At 63.5% G+C, this 22,593-nt stretch carries 19 protein-coding genes; 8 read left to right on the top strand and 11 right to left on the bottom strand.

Annotation, left to right across the window (positions count from 1 at the left end; genetic code table 11):
• Positions 1 to 104 precede the first annotated feature (104 nt).
• The 3 genes from thrC to CCOS864_RS22535 all read left to right on the top strand — a co-directional run bounded on the left by thrC (position 105) and on the right by CCOS864_RS22535 (position 6,506).
• Entirely contained in the window at positions 105 to 1,514 is a 1,410-nt protein-coding gene (thrC, locus tag CCOS864_RS22545) for a threonine synthase (RefSeq protein ID WP_115088447.1), read from the top strand.
• Positions 1,515 to 1,604: 90 nt separating this feature from the next.
• Positions 1,605 to 5,201 (top strand): transporter substrate-binding domain-containing protein, encoded by a 3,597-nt coding sequence (locus CCOS864_RS22540; RefSeq protein ID WP_415842507.1) that lies wholly within the window; start codon positions 1,605 to 1,607, stop codon positions 5,199 to 5,201.
• An 84-nt stretch (positions 5,202 to 5,285) separates the two neighbouring features.
• Entirely contained in the window at positions 5,286 to 6,506 is a 1,221-nt protein-coding gene (locus tag CCOS864_RS22535) for an EAL domain-containing response regulator (RefSeq protein WP_115088446.1), read from the top strand.
• A gap of 7 nt (positions 6,507 to 6,513) precedes the next feature.
• Here CCOS864_RS22535 and CCOS864_RS22530 read toward each other — a convergent pair whose 3' ends face one another.
• A complete protein-coding gene (locus CCOS864_RS22530; RefSeq protein ID WP_115088445.1) occupies positions 6,514 to 7,176 on the bottom strand; it encodes a response regulator in 663 nt (220 codons plus the stop codon).
• A gap of 147 nt (positions 7,177 to 7,323) precedes the next feature.
• On the opposite strand from CCOS864_RS22530, the gene CCOS864_RS22525 reads away from it, so the two are divergent.
• Positions 7,324 to 7,611 (top strand): DUF3509 domain-containing protein, encoded by a 288-nt coding sequence (locus tag CCOS864_RS22525; protein ID WP_115088518.1) that lies wholly within the window; start codon positions 7,324 to 7,326, stop codon positions 7,609 to 7,611.
• A 161-nt stretch (positions 7,612 to 7,772) separates the two neighbouring features.
• On the opposite strand, the gene CCOS864_RS22520 is transcribed toward CCOS864_RS22525, so the two are convergent.
• Together CCOS864_RS22520 and CCOS864_RS22515 are read right to left on the bottom strand one after the other, a co-directional pair.
• Positions 7,773 to 8,660: a TIGR02285 family protein gene (locus tag CCOS864_RS22520; protein ID WP_115088444.1), complete on the bottom strand. Its 888-nt coding sequence runs from the start codon at positions 8,658 to 8,660 to the stop codon at positions 7,773 to 7,775.
• A gap of 44 nt (positions 8,661 to 8,704) precedes the next feature.
• Positions 8,705 to 9,904: a CaiB/BaiF CoA transferase family protein gene (locus CCOS864_RS22515; RefSeq protein WP_115088443.1), complete on the bottom strand. Its 1,200-nt coding sequence runs from the start codon at positions 9,902 to 9,904 to the stop codon at positions 8,705 to 8,707.
• Positions 9,905 to 10,034: 130 nt separating this feature from the next.
• Here CCOS864_RS22515 and CCOS864_RS22510 point away from each other — a divergent pair, with 130 nt between their 5' ends.
• The 3 genes from CCOS864_RS22510 (at position 10,035) to CCOS864_RS22500 (ending at position 13,563) form a co-directional block, all read left to right on the top strand.
• Positions 10,035 to 10,574, top strand: coding sequence for a YaeQ family protein (locus tag CCOS864_RS22510; protein WP_038996805.1), 540 nt, complete (start codon positions 10,035 to 10,037; stop codon positions 10,572 to 10,574).
• Positions 10,575 to 10,629: 55 nt separating this feature from the next.
• The gene (gene recJ / locus CCOS864_RS22505) at positions 10,630 to 12,339 is read left to right on the top strand and encodes a single-stranded-DNA-specific exonuclease RecJ (RefSeq protein ID WP_115088442.1); all 1,710 of its coding nucleotides are present in this window, start codon (positions 10,630 to 10,632) and stop codon (positions 12,337 to 12,339) included.
• 117 nt (positions 12,340 to 12,456) lie between these two features.
• Positions 12,457 to 13,563, top strand: coding sequence for an NADH:flavin oxidoreductase/NADH oxidase (locus CCOS864_RS22500; RefSeq protein ID WP_115088441.1), 1,107 nt, complete (start codon positions 12,457 to 12,459; stop codon positions 13,561 to 13,563).
• An 85-nt stretch (positions 13,564 to 13,648) separates the two neighbouring features.
• Here the strand turns inward: CCOS864_RS22500 and CCOS864_RS22495 are convergent, their stop codons facing one another.
• The 8 genes from CCOS864_RS22495 to ydcS form a co-directional block, all read right to left on the bottom strand.
• Entirely contained in the window at positions 13,649 to 13,981 is a 333-nt protein-coding gene (locus tag CCOS864_RS22495) for a type II toxin-antitoxin system HicB family antitoxin (RefSeq protein ID WP_115088440.1), read from the bottom strand.
• Complete coding sequence (locus tag CCOS864_RS22490) at positions 13,978 to 14,232, bottom strand: type II toxin-antitoxin system HicA family toxin (RefSeq protein WP_115088439.1); 255 nt, start codon at positions 14,230 to 14,232, stop codon at positions 13,978 to 13,980. The genes CCOS864_RS22495 and CCOS864_RS22490 overlap by 4 nt, the downstream gene beginning before the upstream one ends.
• Before the next feature lie 85 nt (positions 14,233 to 14,317).
• Positions 14,318 to 16,180 carry an NAD(P)-binding protein gene (locus tag CCOS864_RS22485; protein WP_115088438.1) on the bottom strand — a complete coding sequence of 621 codons (1,863 nt, stop codon included), beginning with the start codon at positions 16,178 to 16,180 and terminating at the stop codon, positions 14,318 to 14,320.
• Positions 16,181 to 16,193: 13 nt separating this feature from the next.
• Complete coding sequence (locus CCOS864_RS22480; protein ID WP_115088437.1) at positions 16,194 to 17,618, bottom strand: gamma-aminobutyraldehyde dehydrogenase; 1,425 nt, start codon at positions 17,616 to 17,618, stop codon at positions 16,194 to 16,196.
• A 19-nt stretch (positions 17,619 to 17,637) separates the two neighbouring features.
• Complete coding sequence (locus CCOS864_RS22475; protein WP_115088436.1) at positions 17,638 to 18,444, bottom strand: ABC transporter permease; 807 nt, start codon at positions 18,442 to 18,444, stop codon at positions 17,638 to 17,640.
• A complete protein-coding gene (locus CCOS864_RS22470; RefSeq protein ID WP_115088435.1) occupies positions 18,434 to 19,372 on the bottom strand; it encodes an ABC transporter permease in 939 nt (312 codons plus the stop codon). The genes CCOS864_RS22475 and CCOS864_RS22470 overlap by 11 nt, the downstream gene beginning before the upstream one ends.
• Position 19,373: 1 nt before the next feature.
• Positions 19,374 to 20,414, bottom strand: coding sequence for an ABC transporter ATP-binding protein (locus CCOS864_RS22465; protein WP_115088434.1), 1,041 nt, complete (start codon positions 20,412 to 20,414; stop codon positions 19,374 to 19,376).
• Positions 20,415 to 20,486: 72 nt separating this feature from the next.
• Entirely contained in the window at positions 20,487 to 21,638 is a 1,152-nt protein-coding gene (gene ydcS, locus CCOS864_RS22460) for a putative ABC transporter substrate-binding protein YdcS (RefSeq protein WP_115088433.1), read from the bottom strand.
• Between the two features lie 188 nt (positions 21,639 to 21,826).
• Between ydcS and CCOS864_RS22455 the strand changes: the two genes are divergently transcribed.
• Positions 21,827 to 22,531, top strand: coding sequence for a tellurite resistance TerB family protein (locus CCOS864_RS22455; protein ID WP_115088432.1), 705 nt, complete (start codon positions 21,827 to 21,829; stop codon positions 22,529 to 22,531).
• Positions 22,532 to 22,593 lie beyond the last annotated feature (62 nt).

Genomic DNA, 22,593 nt, shown 5'->3' with positions numbered 1-22,593 from the left:
AACAGCGGCAAGCGGCAAGCTACAAGCTGCAAGATCACAGCGGGACTGCGGTGACTTGCAGCTTGAAGCTTGAAGCTTGAAGCTCAAACCGAAGGTTTGCAAAAATGCGCTACATCAGTACCCGCGGCCAGGCACCGGCCCTGAACTTTGAAGACGTGCTGCTGGCAGGCCTTGCCAGCGACGGCGGCCTGTACGTGCCAGAAAACCTGCCGCGTTTCACCCAGGAAGAAATCGCTTCCTGGGCCGGCCTGCCGTACCACGAACTGGCCTTCCGGGTGATGCGCCCGTTCGTCACCGGCAGCATCGCCGATGCCGATTTCAAGAAGATTCTCGAAGAAACCTACGGCGAGTTCGCCCACACCGCGGTCGCGCCGCTGCGTCAGCTGAACAGCAACGAATGGGTGCTGGAACTGTTCCACGGCCCGACCCTGGCTTTCAAGGACTTCGCCCTGCAACTGCTCGGCCGCCTGCTCGACCATGTGCTGGCCAAGCGTGGCGAGCGCGTGGTGATCATCGGCGCCACCAGCGGTGACACCGGCTCTGCGGCCATCGAAGGTTGCCGCCGTTGCGACAACGTCGACATCTTCATCCTCCATCCGCACCAGCGCGTGTCGGAAGTTCAGCGCCGGCAGATGACCACCATCTTCGGCGAGAACATCCACAACATCGCCATCGAAGGCAACTTCGACGACTGCCAGGAAATGGTCAAGGCCAGCTTTGCTGACCAGGGCTTCCTCAAGGGCACTCGCCTGGTGGCGGTGAACTCGATCAACTGGGCGCGGATCATGGCCCAGATCGTTTACTACTTCCACGCAGCCCTGCAGTTGGGCGGCCCGGCGCGTTCGGTGGCGTTCTCGGTACCGACCGGCAACTTCGGCGACATCTTTGCCGGCTACCTGGCGCGCAACATGGGCCTGCCGATCAGCCAGCTGATCGTCGCCACCAACCGCAATGACATCCTGCACCGCTTCATGAGCGGCAACCAGTACGTCAAGGAAACCCTGCACGCGACCCTGTCGCCGTCCATGGACATCATGGTTTCGTCGAACTTCGAACGCCTGCTGTTCGACCTGCACGGTCGCAACGGCGCGGCCATTGCCGGCCTGATGGACAACTTCAAGCAGGGTGGCGGCTTCAGCGTCGAAGAAGACCGCTGGACCGAAGCGCGCAAGCTGTTCGATTCGCTGGCCGTCGATGACGCGCAGACTTGCGAAACCATCGCCGAAGTCTTTGCCCAGACTGGCGAAGTGCTCGACCCGCACACCGCGATCGGCGTCAAGGCCGGTCGCGAGTGCCGCCGCAGCCTGGATACGCCAATGGTGGTGCTGGGCACCGCGCACCCGGTCAAGTTCCCGGAAGCGGTGGAGAAGGCCGGGGTCGGCAAGGCCCTGGAATTGCCTGCGCACCTGAGCGACCTGTTCGCCCGCGAAGAAAAATGCACGGTACTGGCCAATGACCTGAAAGCCGTTCAGGCCTTCGTCAGCCAGCACGGTAATCGCGGCAAGCCGCTCTGATCGACTGATCGGCACATGAAAAGCCCGTCTCTGACGGGCTTTTTTATTTCTACACTGGCATTGGTTTGCAGCAACGAATCAGGGGTATCAATGAGCACAGGACGTCGTCGCGCAGCAGGGCTGGTATTGGTCTGCCTGTTCGGGCTAGGTATGGGGCACATGGTGCAGGCCGCGCAGAGTCTGTCCTTTACCCTGGCGCCGCCGTTCACCGAGCTTGAGCCGCTGGCCTTGAGCCGCGCGCAGCAACAGTGGCTGGGGCCGTCGCGGGTGTTGCGGGTGGGCATCTCGTTTGCCGATTACGAGCCGGTGGACATCACCATCGACCGCAATCGCTACCAGGGCATCAGCGCCGACTACCTGAGCCTGGTGTCTGAACGCCTCGGGGTGAAAACCCAGGTACTGGCCTTCGCCAAACGCGAGGAAGCCATCGAGGCGCTGCGCCATGGCGATATCGATGTGCTGACCAGCGCCAATGGCTTCGAGCGCAGTGTGGCGGGCCTGGCGTTTTCCGACGACTACATTCCCGATCGCTCGATGGTCGTGGTGCGCGGTGGCGCGCCAGTGCCGCCACCGTCGTTGGCCGGGATGAAAGTGGTGCTGCTCGATGGCTACGCCGACACCCGGGTCATGCATCGGGTCTACCCCGACAGTCAGGTGCTTTTGGCGCCTAACCTGAGCAGTGCCCTGGAGGCGCTGAACCAGGGTGAGGTGGATGTGTTTATCGGCAACGAGATCATCATCCGCGCCTTCAACGCCTTGCGCCCGTATCTGGGCTTGCAGGTGGTCGGCCCCAGCGCTTTGCCGCCGATCGGCTTCGCCTTTGCCGTGCGCGCCGAGGATCGGCTGCTGCAGGACATGTTCAACGACGCCCTGGCCAGCCTCGATGAGTCGGTGCGGCGCGAGATTCTCGGTCGCTGGACCTCCGGGCTGGGCTCGGACGTGGCGCATCACCGGGTCGAGTTGACCCTGGCCGAACGTGAGTGGATTGCCAGCCACCCGGCGGTCACCGTGGTCGGCAGCCAGTACCCACCCTATCTGTTCCGCAATCGTCAGGGCGCCTGGGTTGGCCTTAACAGCGATGTACTGGCGACCGTCGCGCAAATGACCGGGCTGAAATTCGTCTATGCGCCGTCTGAATCGATAGCCCAGAGCCTGGAGATGCTCAGGAGCGGCCAGGCCGACATGAGCACCACCTTGAGCGAAACCCCGGAGCGCCGCGAGTTTCTCGACTTTACCCATTCCATTGGCGGGCAAAGCTGGGTGTTCATCGTTCGCCAGGCGCAATTGGGCCTGGCGTCCCTGGATGAACTGGCCGGGCAGACCTTGGCGTTGCCGGCGCAGCACGCACTGGAAGGCACCATTCGCCAGGACCACCCCGGTGTTCGCCTGCTGTTGGTGGACTCGCTGGAGCAAGCCCGGGAAAAGGTGCGCAGCGGCGAAGCATTGGCGACTATCGACAGCGAAATCGGTGCCTACAGCGTGATCGGCAACGACCCTGTGCTCAAGGTCGGGCGCGGGGTTGAGGGCAAGTGGGCACCGGACAGGTTCTCGGTGCGGCGCAGCGCTCCGGAGCTGGAAAGCATTCTGAACAAGGCTCTGGAAGCCTTCCCGGTCGCTGAGTTGCGCGCCGTGCGCATGAAGTGGCTGGGCGCGTTGGCGCCGCCAGCGCCGGCCTGGCAGCGGATTGCGCCGTGGATCTACTGGACTGTGGCTGCAGCGGTGCTGTTTGGGCTGGTGTCGTTGGTCTGGAGCAGCCGCCTGCGGGTGCAGATCCGTCAGCGGCAAAGGGCCGAGCAAGCCCTCAACGACCAGTTGGCCTTCAAGCGCGCGTTGCTCGACGGTATCCCCAATCCGATCTACGTACGTGATCTGGAAGGGCGATTGATCACCTGCAACAAAAGCTATGAGCAAGCCTTCTCGTTGCGCCTGGAAGACGTCAAGGGCCGGCGCCTGACGGACATCGAAGTCATTCCCGAGGCACTGGCCAGACAGCTGCACGCCGATTACCTGAGCCTGCTCGAGGACCCCAAGCCGGTATTCGTTGACCGGCGCATCGAATTCCAGGGCCAGCGCACCGACGCCTACCAGTGGACCGTGCCGTTCTACAGTGCCGACGGCCAACTGCAGGGCCTGCTGGGCGGCTGGATCGACATTACCGAGCGCAAGCAGCTGGAAGCAGCGCTGGTTGAAGCCCGCCAGCAGGCCGAGCAGGCCAACCAGGCCAAAAGTGCATTCCTGGCGACCATGAGCCATGAAATCCGTACCCCCATGGCCGTCATCATTGGCCTGCTTGAACTTGAGCGGGAGACGACCCTGGCGCATGGCCAGGTACCTTCGCAAGGCCTGGAAACGGCTCATCAGTCAGCCCGCGAGCTGATCGCCCTGATCGGTGACAGCCTCGATCTTGCCCGCATCGAGGCCGGCAGCCTGCAACTGGAACCGCAGGCGCGGGCGCTCAAGCCATTCCTCAACGCCATTGTCGAGCAGTTCCACGCCCAGGCCCTCGGTCAGGGGCTGGACCTGCGCCTGCAACTGGCCAGCGAGGCGCAAGGGGTGTACTGGTTCGACCCGCTGCGCTTGCGTCAGGTGCTGGTCAACCTGCTGGGCAACGCCCTGAAGTTCACCCACCTGGGCCTGGTCGAACTGCAGGTTAGCCGCAGTGGGCACGACAGCTTGCATGGCGTTGGCCTCAGGCTGTGTGTGCGCGACACCGGCATCGGTATCAGCGCGCAACAGCAAAGCGAGCTATTCCAGCCGTTTGCTCAGGCAGGCGCCGGCGCCGAATATGGTGGCTCGGGCCTGGGCCTGAGCATCTGCCGGCAGTTGGTCGAGTTGATGGGCGGCAGCATTGCCTTGCGCAGCGTGCTGGGCAAAGGCACCGAAGTCAGTGTCGAACTTACCCTCGAAGCCGTGGCCGCCGAACCTGCGCCGCAAGACCCCGCGCCAAGGTTGCCCAGCGGCCCGGCGCGACGGATCCTGGTGGTCGACGACCTGTCGGCCAGTCGCCTGGTGCTCAGCCAGCAACTGGAGTTTCTCGGCCATGAGGTGGTGGCCGTGGAAAACGGTCAGAGCGCTCTGCAGGCCTGGCAGGGCGGCGAGTTCGACCTGGTGCTCAGCGACTGCAACATGCCGGTAATGAACGGTTATGCGCTGGCCCGCGGCATCCGCCGCCTGGAGCGCGGCAGCCAGAGCCCAGCCATCGCCATCGTCGGTTACACCGCCAACGCCATGCAGGAAGAGCGCGCCCGCTGCCTTGAGGCCGGCATGGATGAATGCCTGGTCAAGCCGGTCGCACTTGCCCAGCTGGTCGCGGTGATCGAGCAGTTGGCTCCCCGGCACAGCTTCAGGATGCAGACCCTGCAGAAGATGACCCAGGCCAATACCGCCGTGCTGCAACGCATGCTGGAAGAGTTGCTGAAAAACCTGTGCGAGGAGTCAGCCTTGCTGGCATCTGCCGTCGAGGCGCAGGACTGGGAGCGCATCGGCGTGGCGTTGCATCGCCTCAAAGGCGTTGCCTGCCTGATTGATGCGCTGCCCCTGGCGCAGGCTTGTGCGCAGCTGGAAAGCGCCCGCCAAGGGCGTTCCACGGCATTGGCGACATCGGCATGGACAACGCTGAAGGCTGCGATAGACCAGTTGCAGCAGGACATTCAACAAGAGCTGTGGAAAATGTCGCCTGAACTTTAGGACATGTCCTATGGGCGTCCTAGGCCGATTTTCCTAAAGTTGCAGGGTGCTGTCGTACAGATCGGCTACTGCGGGGAAATATTCATGCGCTCACTGAAGGTTCTGATTCTCGAGGATCATCCTTTCCAACTGATGGCCTTGCATCAGATGCTCAACGCCAATGGCGTCTTCGATGTGCTGACGGCTGAGTCGGTCGAGGGGGCCCGGCAGACCCTGTCCCGGCGTGGGCGGGTCGATATCGCCATCTGCGACCTGCACATGGACGGCCAGGACGGCCTGGAACTGATCCGTCACCTAGCCGACAGCGGGCTTGCCGCGGCACTGATCATCCTCAGCAGTGCCGAACGTGGGGTGCTCGACAGCGTTGCCGACCTTGCCCGGCAACTGGGCCTGAGGGTCCTCGGCAGCCTGCAGAAGCCGGCCTGCAGCGTTTCCCTGCACAAGTTGTTGCGCCGCTACCTGGATGAGCCCGGCGATACGCCCCCGGCCGTCGCGGTACCGGTACATGCCGAGTTATTGGCCCTGTCAGCGGATGAAGTAGCGCAGAGCAAGGCGCAATGGGTGGTCCACTATCAGCCCAAGGTCGGTTTCGACGGCACTCTGGCAGGCGTCGAGGCGCTGGTACGCTGGCAGCATCCGAGCCTTGGCTTGCTCGGCCCCGGGCAGTTCTTCCCGCTGGTCGAGGGCGCCGGCTTGCTGGAGACGCTGAGCTGGCATGTGCTCGACCAGGCCCTGGCCTTCAGCGTCCGCTTCAGGGAGCACAAGGGTCAGCCATTGCCGGTGGCGGTGAACATCGCACCGCAGATGTTGGTGCGCGACGATTTCGCTGCGCAGGTCATCGCTGCCCTCCAGCGCCATGACGTGCCGGCCAGTGCCCTGACCCTGGAAGTCATCGAAACCCATGGCTGCCAGCTCGACAGTACCCAGCTCGAAGGGCTGCTGCACCTGCGCATTCTTGGCTGCCAGCTGTCGATCGATGACTTCGGCATGGGGGTGTCCAACCTGCAGCGCCTGCTGGAGCTGCCGTTCAGCGAATTGAAACTGCCCAGCGAGTTTGTCCGTGGCATGGCCGACGATGGCCGCAAGGCGGCGGTGGTGGCCGGTGCCCTGATCATGGCCCGACGCATGGAAATGAAGGTGGTGGTCGAAGGGGTCGAGACGGTTGATGACCTGATGGCGATCAAGGCCCTGGGCAGCCCGGTGATGCAGGGCTATTTCATTGCCCGGCCGATGGCAGGGGAAGACCTTTGCCAGTGGATGCTGGAGCGTGAGTCGGACGAATCCAGACAGCGGCGCAGGGCTTGAACTACCGTTAGCCCAGGCCATGTTCCTGCAGGTAGAGATACAGCGCAGCATCATTGGCCAGGCCCAGCTTGCGCATGGCACTGACCTTCTGGCTGCTCACTGTCTGTTTGCTACGGTTGAGCAGGGCGGCGATCCGACCGACTGTATGGCCTGCCGCAAGCAGGCGGGCAACTTCCAGTTCCCGTGGCGACAAGGCCGCCTGGTCACGGGCCAGGTCTTCGCGCACGGCACCCTCCTGCAACAGTAATTGCTGCACAGAATCGGCCAGGTAGATCTTGCCGCGCTGCAGGCGAACGATGGCCTGGGGCAACTCGTCGGCCAGGCTGGCTTTGCTCAGCAGGCCATTGACCCCCAGGGCCAGCATCGCCCGAAACAGCCCGGCGTTGTTGATCATGGTCACCACCAGGATCGGCAATTGAGGGTGGTGCCGACGCAACTGTTCCAGCAGCTTCAGGCCGTCGTTCTGCTGCTCTAGCGGCATCATGAAGTCGGTCACCAGCACGTCGCATTCCACGTCTTGCAACAGTGTCGTGAGCTCCAGTGGACCGCCAGCTTCGCCCACCACGCGAATGCCTGGAATCTGCTCCAGCACGGCACGCAGGCCAATGCGAAAGATCGGGTGGTCATCGGCAAGGATGATGCGCAGCTCACCCGGGGTAGGGTCTGTCACAGGCAAGCTCCGATCAATCCGCTGGATTTCAATCTGTCATTTTTGCCGGGCATGCTGGGTCGAGGAAATCGCACTGATAGAACTTTTCCGGCTGCCTCAGGGTCAGTGAAAGACCCCTTCTCGACAGGTAGATGAACAATGAATGAGATGGAATGTATCAGATTGCTGCTTGGCGAAGCATTGGCGCCTTACCAGGTCAGGCTGGTGCGCTTGAGCGCGGGGTGTGATTTTGATCTGCGCCTGACCGATGAGGCGTCGCGCACCGTCCTCCGGCGCACCGTCAAACCCAGCCAGCTGCAGGACCAGCGCCTGCTGGTCGACCTGGTCGATGGTCTGCAGCGCGACCTGCTGATCGTCGAAGGTCGCCTGCAGCCCTGTGTGATCGCTGCCCAGCGTCACCTGCAGCAAGGCCGCTCGATCAGCGCCGGGGTGTGATGGAACCTTTGCCGGTGGGGGCAATCAGACCTTATAAGGACAGCTGATCGGGATTTTGCTCCGATGTCGTGAAGCTGTCGTGCGAAGCCCCTATGGGCTTCTGTTTAGCCCCGGGCGGCCTCCCCACCGCTCGGGGTTTCTTTTTGCCTGCGGATCAGGGCTCAAGGGTGCTCGCCAAACAGACGCAGGCTGTCGTGCAGGTACTGCTCGCGCATTTCCGGGGCCAGCCACTGGGCGTACAGGTCGGGCAAGGTGTCGTCGCGCAGGGGCAGCAACAGCTTGTTGATATGGCTGATGGCTTCGCGCCCGAGGGGCGTGTCGGAGCAGCCGACCCGCAGCAACTGGTACTGCTCGACACCCTGGATCGGGTAGAAGGCATAGTCATCCGTCGGCCAGCCCTGTTGCTGTAACAGGTAGCGCACCTCCGGCCAGTAGCCAAGCACCAGTTGCAGGCGGTCATGCTGCTGCATCTGCAACAGGCTGGTCACCGCATCATTGCCGTAATGACGGCTGAGGGTAGTGTCGGGCAGGGTCTTGAGCAGTTCATCAACGGCTGCGCTGTAGCTGCGCTGGGCGACTACTCCGAGCTTCAGCGACGTGTTGCCGAGCATCGCGTGCAGGTCGACCTGATTGTTCTGGAGATAGGGTTCGAGCAGGCGCTGGTCTTTGCGCCGCACCACCAGGCCACTGCTCAACACCCCAAGGCTGGGTATCGAGAAGTGCACGTAGCGCGCTCGTTCGGGCGTCCACAGCAACGTAGGGTCGCAGGTGAAGGTCGATTCCTGAAGCATCTGGATGCCCCGGGCCCGATTGACCCGGACAATGCTGTGATCGTACTCGGGCATCTGTTCGATCAGCAGCGGCAGCAACTGGTCGATCACCCCCTGGCCTTTGCCCGTGCCTTCAAAAATGGTCAGCGGCGGCAAATCGCGCAATAGCCAGAACAAACGCTCCTTGGCCCAGGCCGAGGCCGGCAGGCCAAAGCTCAGCAGCAGACCCAACAACAACGGCAATCCACGACGCACGCTCGCTTGCCAGTGATAGGTCATGTTCGGGTCTCCACCGTTGCCACGGAATTCAAGCAATGTGTCGTTCAGACCGCTCCTTGCGCGCGTAGCCGGGCAATCGCCGCCGCGTCGTAACCCAACCTGGCCAGTAGCTGATCAGTGTGCGCGCCCAGTTCCGGACCAACCCATTCGCTGGAGCCCGGTGTGTCCGAGAGTTTGGGCACGATACCCGGCATCTTGAACGGCTTGCCGTCGGGCAGTTTGGCCTGGAGGAACATCTCGCGGGCAAGGAACTGCGGATCGCTGAACATGTCCTCGGCGCTGTAGATGCGGCTGGCCGGTACCTGGGCGTCATTGAGCACCTGCATCAGCGCATCCAGCGGCAGGGTCCGGGCCCAGCGGTCGATCACCCCGTACAGTTCATCGCGGCGCAGGTCGCGGCCGTCATTGCTGGCCAGGGCCGGATCGTCGGCCAGGTCATCGCGGCCGATGGCCTGCATGAAGCGCTTGAAGATCGCATCGCCATTGGCGCCAATCTGCACATGCTTGCCATCGGCGCTGGTGTGAATGGAGGAGGGGGTGATGCCGGGCATGATGTTGCCGGTACGCTCGCGAATAAAACCGAACACGTCGAACTCCGGCACCATGCTTTCCATCATGGCGAAGATCGCTTCGTACAGGGCCACGTCCACCACCTGGCCCTGGCCGCCGTTGACCTCGCGATGACGCAGGGCCATCAATGCGCCGATTACGCCCCACAACGCTGCAATCGAGTCACCGATGGAGATGCCGGTACGCACCGGCGGGCGGTCCTCGAAACCGGTGATGTAGCGCAGCCCGCCCATGGATTCGCCGACGGCGCCGAACCCCGGCTGGTCTTTCATCGGCCCGGTCTGGCCGAAGCCGGACAGGCGCACCATCACCAGCTTCGGATTGAGGGCGTGCAGCACGTCCCAGCCCAGGCCGAGTTTTTCCAGTACCCCGGGGCGGAAGTTCTCGATCAGGATGTCGGCTTCGGCCAGCAGCTTCTTGAGGATATCCAGCCCTTCGGCGTGCTTGAGGTTGAGGGTCAGCGACTGCTTGTTGCGGGCCTGGACGAACCACCAAAGTGACGTGCCTTCGTACAGCTTGCGCCACTTGCGCAGCGGATCACCGCCATCGGGCGACTCGACCTTGATCACCTCGGCGCCAAACTCGGCGCAGATGCGCGAAGCGAACGGACCGGCAATCAGGGTGCCGAGTTCGATGACTTTGAGGCCGGCGAGGGGTTTGCTGGGCGTAGGCATGAGGCGTCCGTGGCAGCTGGTCAGGGCCCCCGTTTTTATCATAGCTGGGCGCGCCCAGATACTGCCGCGGCGCAAGGAACATGCGGATCGGTTAGACTGGGCGACTTTCCTTGCCGCAAGAAGCCCGTCCATGGCCCAGCCGTCCACCACCTACAAGTTTGAACTGAACCTCACCGACCTTGACCGCGGCGTGTACGAAAGCGTCAAGCAGACCATCGCCCGTCACCCGTCGGAAACCGAAGAGCGCATGGCCGTGCGCCTGCTGGCCTACGCCCTGTGGTACAACGAGCAACTGGCCTTTGGCCGCGGTCTGTCGGATGTGGACGAAGCAGCGGTGTGGGAAAAGAGCCTGGATGACCGCATCCTGCACTGGATCGAAGTTGGCCAGCCGGATGCCGATCGCCTGACCTGGTGCTCGCGCCGCACCGAGCGCACCAGCCTGCTGGCCTATGGCAGCCTGCGCGTGTGGGAAACCAAGGTGGTGCCAGCGGTCAAGAACCTGAAAAACCTGAACATCGCCGCCGTGCCCCAGGAGGTTCTGGAAACCCTGGCCAAGGACATGCCGCGGGCGATCAAGTGGGACGTGATGATCAGCGAAGGCACGGTGTTCGTCACCGACGATCGCGGCCAGCACGAAGTCCAGCTTCAATGGCTGATGGGCGAGCGCTGATCGCGCGCCCGTTCCGGTCGAACATTCCTGATTCACGAGAAGCCCCAATCGCCCCATGCGTATCGATCCCCGCCCGTTGCCGTCCACGCTGCCATTCCTTGGCGACCTGCCACCGTTGCTGACCCGCCTGTATGCCGCCCGCGGCGTGCAGTCGGCAGCCGAGCTGGATAAAAGCCTGGCGCGCTTGCTGCCTTACCAGCAGCTCAAGGGCATCGAGGCGGCGGTCGACCTGCTGGTGGCGGCACTGGCAGAACGCCAGCGCATCCTCATCGTCGGCGACTTCGACGCTGACGGCGCCACGGCCAGTACCGTCGGTGTACTCGGCCTGCGTCTGCTCGGTGCCGCCCATGTCGATTACCTGGTGCCCAACCGCTTCGAGTACGGCTATGGCCTGACCCCGGAGATCGTCGAGGTGGCCTTGCAACGCCAGCCGCAGTTGCTGATCACCGTCGACAACGGCATCTCCAGCGTCGAAGGCGTGGCAGCCGCCAAGGCTGCGGGCTTGAAAGTACTGGTGACCGATCACCACCTGCCGGGCCATGAATTGCCGGCGGCAGACGCCATCGTCAATCCCAACCAGCCGGGCTGCGAGTTTCCCAGCAAGGCGCTGGCCGGGGTCGGGGTGATCTTCTATGTGCTGATGGCCTTGCGAGCGCGTTTGCGCAGCCTCGGTCATTACGACAACGCGCCGCAACCGAACATCGGCGAGCTGCTCGATCTGGTGGCCCTGGGCAGCGTGGCTGACGTGGTGCCGCTGGATGCCAACAATCGTATCCTGGTCCATCAGGGCCTGGAACGCATCCGTGCCGGGCGGGCCCGGCCGGGGCTCAAGGCCATCATTGAAGTGGCCCGGCGCGATCATGCGCGCATCACCTCCACCGACCTTGGCTTTATCCTCGGCCCTCGGCTCAATGCCGCCGGACGCCTGGACGACATGAGCCTGGGCATCGAGTGCCTGCTCAGTGACGATGCCAACCTGGCACGGGAAATCGCCGGCCAGCTCGACGAACTGAACCAGGACCGCAAGTCCATCGAGCAGGGCATGCAGCGCGAAGCCCTGGCCCAGCTCAAGGACCTGGCGCTGGAGTCGATGCCGTTCGGCCTGTGCCTGTTCGAGCCGGACTGGCACCAGGGCGTGATCGGCATCCTCGCCTCGCGCCTGAAAGAGCGTTATCACCGCCCGACCATCGCCTTTGCCGATGCTGGCGAAGGCATGCTCAAGGGCTCGGCGCGTTCGGTGCCGGGCTTCCATATTCGCGATGCACTGGATGCCGTGGCGGCGCGTCACCCGCAGTTGATCAGCAAGTTTGGTGGCCACGCCATGGCTGCCGGCCTATCGCTGCCCGCCGACAACTTCCCGGCCTTTGCCCAGGCGTTCGACGAAGAAACCCGGCGCCAGCTGCACGAAGAAGACCTGACCGGCCGTCTGCTGTCCGACGGCACCCTGGCGGTCGAGGAATTTCACCTGGAGCTGGCCCGCGCCCTGCGCCATGCCGGGCCCTGGGGCCAGCACTTTCCCGAGCCGCTGTTCCACGGGGTGTTCCAGCTGGTCGAGCAGCGCGTCGTCGGTGAGCGGCACCTGAAGGTGGTGCTCAAGAGCGAATGCGGTTCGCTCAAGCTCGATGGCATCGCCTTTGGCATCGACCGCGAGGTCTGGCCCAACCCGACGGTGCGCTGGGTGGAGTTGGCCTACAAGCTCGACGTCAACGAGTTCCGCGGCCAGGAAAGCGTGCAACTGATGATCGCCCATATCGAGCCGCGCTGAACTGACGGGGCAAAGTGGTCTAGGCTTCGGATGATGGGTCGAAGAACCTGCGGGGAAGATTCTGTAGTCGGCCGGTCAACCATCTGGAGCCTTACCACTTGATTTGAGAGGTGCCCCATGAGCCTGCTGCTTGAGCCGTACACCCTGCGCCAGCTGATCCTGCCCAACCGCATTGCCGTGTCACCCATGTGCCAGTATTCCAGTGTCGACGGCCTGGCCAATGACTGGCACCTGGTGCACTTGGGCAGCCGCGCGGTGGGTGGCGCCGGCCTGATTTTCACCGAAGCCACTGCCGTGACTGCCGATGGGCGCATTACCGCGCAGGACCTGGGCTTGTGGGACGACGCGCAGATCCCGGCGCTGCAACGCATCACCCGTTTCATCACCGCCCAGGGCGCGGTGCCAGGCATCCAGCTGGCCCATGCCGGGCGCAAGGCCAGCACCCATCGGCCCTGGCTGGGCAAGCATGGCAGCGTCAAGGTGGACGATGGTGGCTGGGTGCCGGTGGGGCCCTCGAAGATTGCCTTCGACCCGGAGCACACCGCACCTGCCGAACTGACCGAAGCGCAGATCGCTGACATCATCCAGGCCTTTGTCGCTGCCGCCCGGCGTGCCCTGGAGGCCGGCTTCAAGGTGGCCGAAGTGCATGCCGCCCATGGCTACCTGCTGCACCAGTTCCTCTCGCCCTTGAGCAACCAGCGCCGTGACCAGTACGGCAGCTGCTTCGAAAACCGTATCCGCCTGACCCTGCAAGTGACCGAAGCGGTGCGTGAGGTCTGGCCGGCTGAGCTGCCGGTGTTCGTGCGTCTGTCGGCCACCGATTGGGTGGAAGATGGCTGGAATCCGGATGAGACCGTGGAGTTGGCCAAGCGCTTGAGAAAGTTGGGAGTGGACCTGATCGATGTGTCGTCCGGCGGCACCTCGGTAAAAGCCGAGATCCCCACAGGGCCGGGCTATCAAACCCAGTTTGCGGCCAAGGTGCGGGAGGAGGCGGGGATCGCCACCGGGACGGTCGGCATGATTACCGACCCGATGCAGGCTGAAACCATCTTGCGTACGGCGCAGGCCGATATCATTTTCCTCGCCCGCGAGCTACTGCGCGACCCCTACTGGCCGCTGCACGCCGACGACGACCTGGGGGGCAACAAGGCAGTGTGGCCGGCGCAGTACCAACGGGCTACCAGTCGTGACCAGCCGATACACGAGTCTGATTTGCGCGATTGACTGAATGGCGAGCGCTTCGCGCTCGATCGCAGGCAAGCCAGCTCCCACAGGTTCGGCGTACATAAACCCTCTGTGGGAGCGGGCCTCAGGCATGTGCCGCCTGGCTCAACACATCACTGACCCACTGATTGATGCTCTTGTCTGCCAGCTCAGCCTTTTGCGCGACGCTGGCATGCAGCGTCGGCTCCAGGCGCAAGCTCAATTTCCCCGAATAAGCTTTCTGCGGCTCACGTCCCAAGCGCGCACAAGTATCGAGGTAGTCATCCACGGCTTCTTCGAAGGCGATGCGCAGTTGCGCGACCGATTGCGCGTGAAAACCGATCACATCGCGTATACCTGCGACGTGGCCAATCAACAATTGGTCTTCATCGCTGTATTCAATACGGGCGGCATAGCCTTTGTAGTGCATGACATTCATGGGGTCACTCCGGCCTGTTCCAGAAACAACCGCGCATCGCGGATCTGATAAGGCTTGGCATCTTTATCCGGATGAGGGCGATGGAACGTCGCGATCACACCATTGAGTTCGAAGCGCACGCGTGAACCTCTGCCTTCGATTACCCGGGCCCCCGCACCGACCAGCAACGATTCGATGCGAGCCCATTCCAGATTGTTGGGTATCGGTTTGCTGAAGACCGACTTCAACGTGCCGCGCTGATGATTATTCATGGTATCAGATTATGATACCGTCATCCATGCAGCAATGGGACGACCGTAGGACGAGGACTTTGCGGATGAAGGAGGTTTCCTGGATTCAGCCCAGCTCCCCCACCGCCCGCCACGCCTCATCAATCGCCGCATGGGCATAGGCGCTCCAGGCCGCGTCCGAGTTGGCGATGCTGACCTTGCCCACGGGTTGGCGCGCCAGTGCTATCCACTTTTCGGTCTGCTCGGGATCGTCGTAGAGGGTGTTGCTGAAGCAGGCGTAGCCGTGGGGCCAGCGGTTGACGGTGATCGCCAGGATGTCCTTGTCGTGGTCAAAACCGCCGGGGCCAAGCATGCGTTGCAACTGTTCGCGCAGCTGGCTTTCCAGCACTTCGAATGAAGTGCCATACAGGCGCCCGCGTCCGGCACGGGCCTGGTCGCGGCTGTTCATGCCGCTGTCGGGGCTGGTCGGCACGTAGACCAGGTGCAGGCCGATGGGCTGCGCCGGGTCGCGTGGATGCTCGTAGCCGCCGAGGCTCACCGGGTAGTCGAGCTTGATCCGGCTGTAGGGTTGGGTGGCGGCGTAGATCTCGTGCACGCCAAGCTTCTGGAACGCCTGCCAGTTGCGCACGATGACCTTGGTGTACACCAGCGGAAACTTGACGTTCTGGCTCAGGGCATGGGCCTGTTCGGCCGACAGGTCGCGCAGCAGGTAGGGGATCATCATGTTGTAGCAGGCCAGGATGCAGTGCTTGCCGCGCACCTGGGCCAGTTGCCCGGCGCGGCTGTAGCCGACATTGACGCCTCCGTCGACGTTGCGCACGCTGACCGCCGTGCTGTTCAGACGCAGGCGCACCGGCTGCCCGGCGCGGTCGAGCTGGCTGTAGTCGAAATTGGCGAGGACGATGTCCTCCATGTTCTGGCCCGGCGCCACCGTCGGTATCAGGCTGCGCACCAGCAGGCGCGCCAGCGACGCGTTGCCGTCGGGGAAGTGGTAGATGTAGGGCTCTTCCATCTCCGCCTTGGCTTCCTCGCTGACCGGCTCCAGGTTCATCGCGGCAAAACCGGGGAAGCCGACATAGTAGGCGTCGGCAGCGGCCACGGTATCGATGCTCAGGGCCATGAAATCATTGCTGCGGCCCTGAAAGTACTTGACCGCCTTGGCCGACAGGCCGACGTCCTTGAGCAGGAAATCACGGTAGCTGGTGCGCTCGAGGTACGCGGTCTTGTCTTCCAGCGACTTGCCGGCCAGGTAATCCCTGGGGGCCTGGTGCAGGTCGATCAGGGCCTTGCGGTCGCTTTCGGGCAGGGGGAAATCGTTGATGAAATCGCCGATCGAACGGGCGTTGAGCTGCGTAGGGGCGATGTCATCGCCGACCATCGGCGTCGGGTCGCCGGTGACCAGCTTGTCTTCGCCGAAGGTCTCCTGGTCGAAGAACACTGCGCGCGACAGGCCCAGGTCGGGATAGAAGCTGCGGTCAAAGGCGGTCTCGAAACGCTTGATGTCCACCCCGAGCTTTTTCAGCAGGCCGTTGACCTCTTTGCTGTACAGGTGATTGGGCGACTGGAAGGCTTCGCTGCCGCCGTAGCCGAGGATCATCCGCCCGCCGGCGCTGAACTCATTGCGCTTGGCATGGCCGCCGAAGTCGTCGTGGTTCTCGAGGATCAGAATCTTCGCAGCCGGGTGTTTCTCGCGGTAGAAGAACGCTGCCGACAGGCCGCTGATGCCGCCGCCGACCACCACCAGGTCATACTCTTCGCTGATCGGCAGGGCGTCGGTGACGAAGGTTTTTTTCTCCCAGCCCATCTGGTGCGCAACGTCGAAAGCGCCGGGGTGACTGCCGCGCAAACCGGTCAGGGCCGGTGGGTAGTAGCGCCCGCCGGGGGCAGCCTGAAGCAGTTGCAGCGGGGTCAGGCCCGCTGTAACGCCGATGGCGACTCCGTTGATGAAGTCGCGTCGGGTGATTTCCATGGGTGTCCTTACCTTAATGTTTGAACATCACATGCCGGACGCAGGTGTAGTCCTCCAGCCCGTACATGGACATATCCTTGCCATAGCCGGACAGTTTCTGACCGCCATGGGGCATTTCGCTGACCAGCATAAAGTGCGTGTTGACCCAGGTACAGCCGTACTGCAGGCGCGCCGAGACGCGATGGGCACGGCCGACGTCAGCGGTCCACAGCGATGACGCCAGGCCGTAGTCCGAATCGTTGGCCCAGGCCAGGGCCTGCTCTTCATCCTCAAAGCGGGTCACCGAGACCACCGGCCCGAACACTTCGCGGCGGACGATCTCGTCATCCTGCTGGGCATCGGCCAGCACAGTCGGTTCAAAGAAGAAACCGTCACCGGCCACCGCCTTGCCACCGGTTATCAGGCGGATATGCGGTTGGGCAAGCGCCCGTTCGACCATGGCCGCTACCCGGTCGCGGTGCTGGGCGGTGATCAGTGGGCCGAGCTCGGTGTCCGGGTCGTTCTGCAGACCATGCTTGATACTGGCGACGGCCTTGCCGAGTTTTTCGACGAACTGCTCGTAGATGCCGCTCTGGGCATAGATACGGCAAGCGGCGGTGCAGTCCTGGCCGGCATTATAGAAGCCGAAGGTGCGGATGCCGTCGACCGCGGCGTCGATATCGGCATCATCGAAAATGATCACCGGTGCCTTGCCGCCCAGTTCCATGTGCATGCGTTTGACGCTATCGGCGGTGCTGGCGATGATGTTGGCGCCGGTTGCGATCGAGCCGGTCAGCGACACCATGCGCACTTTCGGGTGGCTCACCAGCGGCGTGCCGACACTCGGGCCGCGGCCGAAGAGGATATTCAGCACGCCGGCCGGGAATATTTCGCTGGCCAGTTCCGCCAGGCGCAAGGCCGTCAGCGGCGTCTGCTCCGACGGCTTGAGCACCACGGTGTTGCCGGCGGCCAGGGCCGGGGCAATCTTCCAGGCCACCATCATCAGCGGGTAGTTCCACGGTGCGATCGAGGCGACCACGCCCAGCGGGTCGCGGCGCACCATCGAGGTATGTCCCGGCAGGTACTCACCTGCGGCCGAGCCGCCCAGGCAGCGGGTGGCACCGGCGAAAAAACGAAACACGTCGGCGATGGCCGGGATCTCGTCGTTGAGCGCGGCGGCATAGGGCTTGCCGCAGTTGTCCGATTCCAGCCGCGCCAGTTCCTCGCCGTGGGCCTCGATAGTGTCCGCGAGTTTGAGCAGCAACCGCGAGCGGTCCTTGGGCGTGGTCTGCGACCAGCTCTCGAAGGCGCGGTCGGCGGCGCGCACGGCGGCGTCGACCTGGGCTTCGCTGGCTTCATTGACCTCCACCAGCACAGTGCCCAGCGCCGGGTTGAGCACTGCGTAGCCTGCGCCTTCGCCTTCAACCAGTTGGCCGTTGATCAACAGTCGGGTTTGCATGGTTCCAGTCCTCCAGGAGTTATTTGCCGCTGCCGGCAACGCTTTCGCCGCCGCGGGTCAGGTAGTAGGCGCCGAGGATCGGCAGCATGGTCACCAGCATCACCAGCATGGCCACCACGTTGGTAACCGGCACATCGCGCGGCCGGCTCAACTGGTTGAGCAGCCAGATCGGCAGGGTGCGTTCGTGGCCAGCGGTGAAGGTGGTGACGATGATTTCGTCGAACGACAAGGCAAAGGCCAGCATGCCGCCGGCCAATAGAGCCGAGCCGAGGTTGGGCAGAACGATGTAGCGAAAGGTCTGCCAGCCGTCGGCCCCGAGATCCATCGACGCCTCGATCAGGCTCTGCGAGGTACGCCGCAGGCGGGCGATGACGTTGTTGTAGACGATCACCACGCAGAAGGTGGCGTGGCCGACGACGATGGTGAAAATACCGGGCTCTATGCCTAGGGTCTTGAACGCCGAGAGCAGGGCGATGCCGGTGATGATCCCGGGCAGGGCGATGGGCAGTATCAGCATCAGCGAAATGCTCTCTTTGCCGAAAAAACTGCGCCGGTACAGCGCCGCCGAGGCCAGGGTGCCGAGTACCAGGGCGAGCAGCGTGGCCAGGCAGGCGACCTGCAGCGACAGCGTGATCGACTCCAGCACATCCGGGCGCGAGAAGGCCACGCTGAACCACTTCAGGGTGAAGCCCTGGGGCGGAAAACTGAAGGCGGCGTCCTCGGTGTTGAAGGCATAGAGGAAGATGATCAGGATCGGGAAGTGCAGGAACACCAGCCCGCCCCAGGCCGCCAGGCGCAGGCCGATCGAGGCGCGTTCAGAGTGCATCGAAGGCCCCCAGGCGTTTGACGATGGACAGGTACACGGCAATCAGCACGATTGGCACCAGGGTAAAGGCGGCGGCCATGGGCATGTTGCCGATGGCGCCCTGCTGGGCGTAGACCATGCTGCCGATGAAGTAGCCGGGCGGGCCGACCAGTTGCGGGACGATGAAGTCGCCCAGTGTCAGCGAAAAGGTGAAGATGGAGCCTGCGGCGATGCCCGGTACCGAGAGCGGCAGGATCACCTGCGTGAAGGTCTGCCACGGCCTGGCGCCAAGGTCCGCCGAGGCTTGCAGCAATGACGGCGGCAGGCGCTCCAGCGAGGCCTGGATCGGCAGGATCATGAACGGCAGCCAGATGTACACGAACACCAGAAAACGCCCCAGGTGCGAGGTCGACAGGGTGCTGCCGCCCACCCCCGGAATACCGAGGATGAACTGCAGCACTGGCCCCAGGTTCAGTTGCTGGACGAACCACTGGGCCACGCCGCCCTTGGCCAGCAGCAAGGTCCAGGCATAGGCCTTGACGATGTAGCTGGCCCACATCGGCATCATCACCGCGATATAGAAGAACGCCTTGGTCTTGCCGCTGGTGTAGCGCGCCATGTAGTAGGCGATCGGGAAGGCCAGGGTGGCACTGGCGATCGACACGGCGATGGCCATGCCCAGGGTACGCAGGATGATGTCGAAGTTCGACGGGTTGAACAGCGCGGCGAAGTTGGCCAGGGTCAGCTCCGGGGTGACCGCCATGGTGAAGTCGTCGAAGGTGTAGAAGCCCTGCCACAGCAAACTCAGCAACGAGCCGAGGTAGATTGCACCGAACCAGATCAGCGGCGGTATCAACAGTAGCGCCAGGTACAGGTTCGGTCGCCGGTAGAGCAGGTTGGAGAAACGCCGCATGGGGGCCGGCGCGGCTTTTTCCACGGTCAGGCTCATCTCAGCGGCCCTCGTCGGGCACGATTTCCTGCAGCGCGGTCATCGCCTCGCGGGCCCAGCGCGCCTGCAGGCGTTGGCCGGGCTGCCAGGGCACGGTGTGTTCCTGCCACTGGTTGTTGGCCTGGCTGATACTGAGTAGTTGGCCGTTGTCCAGCTGCAGCTCGTAGCGGGTGGCGCTGCCCTGGTACTGGATGTCGTGGAGCAGGCCGCTGACCTGGATTTCGTTGCTGGCGGCCGGCTGGTCGCCAAGGCGGATATGTTCCGGGCGAATCGAGAAGGGCAGCTGGCTGCCATTGAGCTGCTGTGCCAGTTCGCCGCGCAGCACGTTCGAGGTACCGACGAACTCGGCGACAAAGGTCGTCGCCGGCTTCATGTACAGGTTGCGCGGGGTGTCGACCTGCTCGATGCGACCACGGTTGAACACCGCGACCCGGTCCGACATCGACAGCGCCTCGGTCTGGTCGTGGGTAACGAAGATGAAGGTAATGCCCAGCTGGCGTTGCAGCTTCTTCAACTCGCCCTGCATCTGCTCGCGCAGTTTCAGGTCCAGCGCCCCCAGTGGTTCATCCAGCAGCAGCACCCGTGGGCGGTTGACCAGGGCCCGGGCCAGGGCCACGCGCTGGCGCTGGCCGCCGGAGAGCTGTACCGGCTTGCGCTGGCCATATCCGCCCAGTGCGACCATGGCCAGGGCTTCTTCGGCGCGGGTGTAGCGCTCGGCCTTGGCCACGCCCTTGACCTTCAGGCCATAGGCGACGTTGTCGCGCACGTTCATGTGCGGGAACAGGGCGTAATCCTGGAACACTGTGTTGACGTCGCGCTGGTAGGGCGGCAGGCCCGCAGCCTCTTCGCCGTGAATGCGGATCGAACCGGCACTGGGTTGCTCGAAGCCGGCGATCAGGCGCAGGCAGGTGGTCTTGCCCGAGCCCGAGGGGCCGAGCATCGAGAAGAACTCGCCGTCGTGGATGTCGATCGACACCTGGTCAACGGCCCTGACCTCGCCAAAGGCCCGCGAGACATTGGTGAACTGCACTGCAAGGGTCATGGTGCGAAGCTCCAGCAAATGGGAGCAAGCCCGCGTCTTGAGGTGGGAGCGGGCTTGCCCCGCGATAGGGCCCTAGCGGCCCCCCATGATCGCAATATAGTCCTGGGTCCAGCGGCTATACGGCACGAACCTGCCCCCTTCAGCCTGCGGGGTTTTCCAGAAGGCGATCTTGTCGAACTGGTCGAAACCATTGGTCTTGCAGCCTTCGGCGCCGAGCAATTCGCTGCCGGTGCAGGCCGCCGGTACCGCCGGCAACGAACCGAACCAGGCCGCCACGTCGCCCTGGACCCTGGGCTGCAGCGACCAGTCCATCCACTTGTAGGCGCAGTTGGGGTGCTTGGCCTCGCTGTGCAGCATGGTGGTGTCGGCCCAGCCAGTGGCGCCTTCCTTGGGGATGGTCGAAGCCACCGGCTGCTTGTCGGCTTGCAGGCCATTGACCATGTAGCCCCAGGAGCTGGAGGCGACCACGCCTTCGTTCTTGACGTCACTCATCTGCACCGTGGCATCGTGCCAGTAGCGGTGGATCAGCGGCTGTTGCTGGCGCAGCAGGTCGAGCACCGCCTTGTACTGGGCTTCATTCAGTTCATAGGGGTTCTGAATGCCGAGTTCGGGCTTGGTCGATTTCAGGTACAGCGCGGCATCGGCGATGTAGATCGGCCCGTCGTAGGCCTGGACCCGGCCCTTGTTCGGCTTGCCGTCCGGCAGGTCCTGGGGCTCGAAGACCACGCCCCAACTGGTGGGCGCCTGCTTGAACACGTTGGTGTTGTACAGCAGCACGTTCGGGCCCCACTGGTAGGGCGTGCCGTACACCTGCTTGTTGACCACGTACCAGGCACCGTCCTTGAGCCGTGGGTCGAGGTTCTTCCAGTTGGGAATCAGCGCAGTGTTGATCGGCTGTACGCGCTTGCCGGCGATCAGCCGCAGCGAGGCATCGCCGGAGGCGGTGACCAGGTCGTAACCGCCCTTGGTCATCAGGCTGACCATCTCGTCGGAGGTGGCGGCGGTCTTGACGCTGACCTTGCAACCGGTTTCCTTCTCGAAGCCGGTCACCCAGTCGTAGGCCTTGTCGCTTTCACCGCGCTCGATGTAACCCGGCCAGGCAACGATATCCAGCTGGCCTTCGCCGGCGCCCACGGCTTTCAAGGGTTCGGCGGCCTGCAGGCTGGCGCTGGCCAGCAGGGCGGTGCTCAGGGCGCAGAGCGTGGCGGTCTTGTGCACGAACATGGTGTTCCCTCTTGTTCAAATTATGTCGGGGCAGTGAAAGTGCAGGTATAGCTGGTTTAAGCGTAGTTGCTGTTGCGTGGGTCCAGCGTGGCCCGGTTCTGGGCAACATCTGGAAGCAAATGCATTCAGCTTCACTTCAGCCTGGGGCAGTACTCTTCGGCTTTCTTTCCTCTCCATGGAGATGCCCAATGAACACCCGTGGCTTGCTCGATCAACTGCTCAAATCCGGCCAGGACCTGTTGCAGAACCAGGCCGGCAAAACCGGCGGTATTGGCGACCTGCTTGGCGGCAAGGGCGGCGGTGGCCTTGGCAGCCTGCTCTCCGGTGCTGGCGGCGGTGCCCTGGCGGCAGGTGCGATGGGTTTGCTGCTGGGTAACAAGAAGGCCCGCAAGTACGGCGGCAAGGCCCTGACCTATGGTGGCCTGGCTGCCCTTGGGGTCATCGCCTACAAGGCCTACGGCAACTGGCAGGCCAAGCAGGGGGCTGCCGTGCAGGGCGAGCCACAAACGCTTGACCGCCTGCCGCCGGCCCAGGTCGAGCAGCACAGCCAGGCGATCCTCAAGGCGCTGGTGGCGGCGGCCAAGTCCGATGGCCACGTCGATGAGCGCGAGCGGGCGCTGATCGAAGGCGAGTTCGTCAAGCTGTCCAGCGACCAGGAGCTGCAACACTGGCTGCACGCCGAACTGAACAAACCGCTGGACCCGGCCGATGTCGCCCGCGCCGCCAGCACCCCGGAAATGGCCGCCGAGATGTATATCGCCAGCGTCATGCTGGTGGACGAGGAGCATTTCATGGAGCGTGCCTACCTGGATGAACTGGCGCGCCAGCTCAAGCTCGATCCTGCACTCAAGAGCGAGCTGGAAAACCAGGTGAAACTTGCCGCCAGTCAATGAAATCGGGCTAATGGCCAGTATCTAGCCCGTTTGGCCCGATCCAGCTTTTAAGTCAGCCTCAA

Source organism: Pseudomonas wadenswilerensis, assembly GCF_900497695.1.
Taxonomy (GTDB): Bacteria; Pseudomonadota; Gammaproteobacteria; order Pseudomonadales; family Pseudomonadaceae; genus Aquipseudomonas; species Aquipseudomonas wadenswilerensis.
Note: the sequence above shows the minus strand (reverse complement) of the source record. Positions and strands in the feature narration are given on the sequence as shown.

Bases quoted from the DNA above. Each gene is read 5' to 3' on its own strand.
- CCOS864_RS22535 (WP_115088446.1), top strand. From the start codon at position 5,286: ATGCGCTCACTGAAGGTTCTGATTCTCGAGGATCATCCTTTCCAACTG.
- thrC (WP_115088447.1), top strand. From the start codon at position 105: ATGCGCTACATCAGTACCCGCGGCCAGGCACCGGCCCTGAACTTTGAA.
- CCOS864_RS22510 (WP_038996805.1), top strand. From the start codon at position 10,035: ATGGCCCAGCCGTCCACCACCTACAAGTTTGAACTGAACCTCACCGAC.
- recJ (WP_115088442.1), top strand. From the start codon at position 10,630: ATGCGTATCGATCCCCGCCCGTTGCCGTCCACGCTGCCATTCCTTGGC.
- CCOS864_RS22490 (WP_115088439.1), bottom strand. From the start codon at position 14,232: ATGAATAATCATCAGCGCGGCACGTTGAAGTCGGTCTTCAGCAAACCG.
- CCOS864_RS22495 (WP_115088440.1), bottom strand. From the start codon at position 13,981: ATGAATGTCATGCACTACAAAGGCTATGCCGCCCGTATTGAATACAGC.
- CCOS864_RS22465 (WP_115088434.1), bottom strand. From the start codon at position 20,414: ATGACCCTTGCAGTGCAGTTCACCAATGTCTCGCGGGCCTTTGGCGAG.
- CCOS864_RS22540 (WP_415842507.1), top strand. From the start codon at position 1,605: ATGAGCACAGGACGTCGTCGCGCAGCAGGGCTGGTATTGGTCTGCCTG.
- CCOS864_RS22525 (WP_115088518.1), top strand. From the start codon at position 7,324: ATGGAATGTATCAGATTGCTGCTTGGCGAAGCATTGGCGCCTTACCAG.
- CCOS864_RS22475 (WP_115088436.1), bottom strand. From the start codon at position 18,444: ATGCACTCTGAACGCGCCTCGATCGGCCTGCGCCTGGCGGCCTGGGGC.
- CCOS864_RS22470 (WP_115088435.1), bottom strand. From the start codon at position 19,372: ATGAGCCTGACCGTGGAAAAAGCCGCGCCGGCCCCCATGCGGCGTTTC.
- CCOS864_RS22455 (WP_115088432.1), top strand. From the start codon at position 21,827: ATGAACACCCGTGGCTTGCTCGATCAACTGCTCAAATCCGGCCAGGAC.
- CCOS864_RS22480 (WP_115088437.1), bottom strand. From the start codon at position 17,618: ATGCAAACCCGACTGTTGATCAACGGCCAACTGGTTGAAGGCGAAGGC.
- CCOS864_RS22485 (WP_115088438.1), bottom strand. From the start codon at position 16,180: ATGGAAATCACCCGACGCGACTTCATCAACGGAGTCGCCATCGGCGTT.
- CCOS864_RS22520 (WP_115088444.1), bottom strand. From the start codon at position 8,660: ATGACCTATCACTGGCAAGCGAGCGTGCGTCGTGGATTGCCGTTGTTG.
- CCOS864_RS22500 (WP_115088441.1), top strand. From the start codon at position 12,457: ATGAGCCTGCTGCTTGAGCCGTACACCCTGCGCCAGCTGATCCTGCCC.
- CCOS864_RS22515 (WP_115088443.1), bottom strand. From the start codon at position 9,904: ATGCCTACGCCCAGCAAACCCCTCGCCGGCCTCAAAGTCATCGAACTC.
- ydcS (WP_115088433.1), bottom strand. From the start codon at position 21,638: ATGTTCGTGCACAAGACCGCCACGCTCTGCGCCCTGAGCACCGCCCTG.